The organism is Nostoc sp., assembly GCF_036917135.1.
Taxonomy (GTDB): domain Bacteria; phylum Cyanobacteriota; class Cyanobacteriia; order Cyanobacteriales; family Nostocaceae; genus Nostoc.
On sequence record NZ_JBALEA010000036.1, the window covers coordinates 1 to 2,972 of the forward strand.

Sequence of the window (2,972 nt, forward strand, 5' to 3'; positions counted from 1 at the left end):
TCTTCATCTTTAAAACCAACTGCCCGCAGCATAGCTCGATTTGGCGATCGCTGCACTCCTTGCGTCACTACTTGGCTGATTAAATTCTCCGACATCTTTATTTCCTTCCCTGGCTCATCGCTTGTATTGCGATTGTATTATCTGATTTTCTCATGACTGGGCGGCGCGATCGAGCAACTATAGCGGTTCCCAATTGCATGGAATACAGACCTAACAAGAACAGCCCTTTCCCTACATCTCCTTAACCCTCTCCTACGAGGCTACCGTGTATACACAAGTCCTAAAATGTCTGACAGGAAGCAGCAGCCCCTAATCAGGCATTCCCATGCTCTGTATGGGAACGAGATAAACGAAAAAACAATGGAAAATCAAGCTTTTTTCGACTTGTGTATACACCGTAGCCTACGAGGAGAGGGAAGCAGAAAAACTTTTGTTGCTGCAAGGGGAGTAAGATTCAAAGCCTCTCTCCTAAAAGGAGAGAGGTCAAAACTGGACTGCACACAAGCGAGGAACCGCTATATAAAAGGAAAAGGCAAGCTAAACTTACCTCTCCCCCCAAATATTCAATTATCGTTAAACTATAATGTCGCTTGCCAGTAGTTGTGGCGCTCCTACGAGCTGAATCTCAAAGTCAGCCGACAGATTCCGATCAATGTTGGCTTGGAGAATACCTCCTGAATAACGAACCTGTCCGGGTGCGGAGAATGCGCGAGTCCCAATGAAAGTGAAGGCTTGGTTGCCCGCTATAGTGGAGTTGGCATCAATAGTAGATAGATCGATTTGGTCACGATTGAAGCCACCGAAGCCACCGAAGCCACGGATGCCACCCTCGAAGTCAGTGATAACATCCCGTAAAACACCAGGTTTACTCTCAGAAACTGAGTTGAACTTGAAAATATCGTTACTGAATCCTCCAGTGAGAATATCAGTCCCAGCACCGCCTATAAGTGTGTCGTTCCTGAATCCGCCCTTAATTGTATCGTTGCCATCACCGCCATCAATCCTATTGCCAAATAGAGAACTGCTGCCAACAAGGCTATCGTTGCCCAATCCGCCGTTAATCGTATTGTCGCCAAGACCGCCCCGAATCGTATCGTTGCCATCACCGCCGTTTATCGTGTTTCCGCGAAATACAGAATCGCCGCCAACAAGGCTATCGTTGCCCAATCCGCCGTTAATCGTATTGTCGCCAAGACCGCCCCGAATCGTATCGTTACCGTCAAATCCGTTGATGATATAAGGGAGAAAAGAATTAGAAAAAGGAACACTAAGATTGTCAGGACCATTAGTACCGTTAATGGTTGCCATAGTGAGTTTCTCCTAAACTTAGAGGGTAAAAAATTGTCTCATGACTTTACCATCAGAAAACTGTGTTGCAAACTATTAAGAAAGAATAATTAACCATATTTTTTACTCTCACCACAACAAAATCTAAAACCTTTGTTCATATCGGATTTTGCCTTTTAAGATGTATTTGGTGGTTTCTGTAGTTATGTATAACGAAGTGATTGCCAATAAGTTAAAAGCCTTGTTGATCAGTGCGTAGGCGTAGCCAAACCTAGGCATCGCTGCACCCCTTGTGTCACAATTCGGCTGATAAAATTCTCCGACATCTTTTTTCCTTCCCTGGCATTATCGCAACTGTTGCGATTGTATTACCTGATTTTCTCATGCATAAGCGGCGCAATCAGAGAACCAGGATTACTTCTCAACCAACCCACTCCCTAATCAGCTGGCTAATATTGCTCGGAGTTAGTTTCGTCGCCGTCCGCTCCCTATCCCCACCCAGTACATTGAGGGTGGGGACTTCCGCGATCGCGTTAAAGGATAATGTCACTTGCCACTAGTTGTGGCGCTCCTGCAAGCCGAATCTCAAAGTCAGCAGCAAGATTGCCATTGATGTTACCTTGAAGGATTCCTCCTACATAACGGACTTGAGCAGGTGCGGTGAATGGGTTTGCCCCAATAAAAGTGAAAGCATCGTTAACAGACAGAGTACCGGAATTGGCATCAATATTAAATAGATCAATTTGGTCACCTGACAAGTTACCGTTTCCAACGAAGTCATTGATGACATCTCGCAACACACCAGGTTTACTCTCAGAAACTGAGTTGAAATCGAAAATATCGTTACCTGATCCTCCAGTCAAAAGATCAGTTCCACTACCACCAATTAGGCGATCGTTGCCACTACCACCGTTAATGGTATCGTTGCCATTTCCACCGGATAATTGATTATTTTGGTTGTCGCCAATAATGGAGTCATTTGCATTTGTGCCAATGACATTATCAAAGTTGACTACAGTAAATGGCAATGTTCCTAAACCAGGAATGTTATTGACAGCCAAACTTTGGGTTTGCAAGTTAACGCTGATAAATACCCCAGGCAAAGATTGGGATGTATCTATGGTATTGTTGGCAACATTAGCATTGGCAATAATCTTTTCTACTTTAAAGAGTTGGTCTTGCCCCAATCCCCCAGCTTTTTTAATGGTTCCAACGCCTGACAAGGTAATACTTTGCCCTAGTTGACTGTAGTCTGCGGTATCAATGCCATCTCCACCATTAATGCTGTCGTTACCCTGACTGCCTTTGAATGTGTCGCTGCCAGCACCCCCATTGAGGGTGTCGTTGCCACTACCGCCGTTAATTGTATCGTTACCACTACCCCCATTGAGGATATCGTTGCCACTACCGCCGTTAATTGTATTGTTGCTTTGACCGAGAGATACAAAGACAGCATCCTGACCAAAACCAATGATATCAGCTCGACCATCTCCGTTGACATCAGCTACCTTTCGGGGAAAGCGATCAAAGCTAGTCCATCCGCCACCGTTGACATTAAAACTATTATTTGCAACAACAACTTCAGAAGAGAATGTTCCATTGCTTTGACCTAGAGATACAAAGACAGCATCCTGACCAAAACCGATAATATCAGCTAAACCATCTCCGTTGACATCAGCAACCTG

Annotated in this window: 2 protein-coding genes; both read right to left on the minus strand. The window is 44.8% G+C overall.

The genetic code is table 11. The annotated features are described in order from the left end of the window. Window positions 1–573 precede the first annotated feature (573 nt). Entirely contained in the window at window positions 574–1,308 is a 735-nt protein-coding gene (locus V7K50_RS10775; protein WP_334959820.1) for a calcium-binding protein, read from the minus strand. 512 nt (window positions 1,309–1,820) lie between these two features. Beyond that, window positions 1,821–2,972 (minus strand): calcium-binding protein (locus V7K50_RS10780; protein ID WP_334959822.1); only part of this gene is annotated, 1,152 nt, incomplete at its 5' end.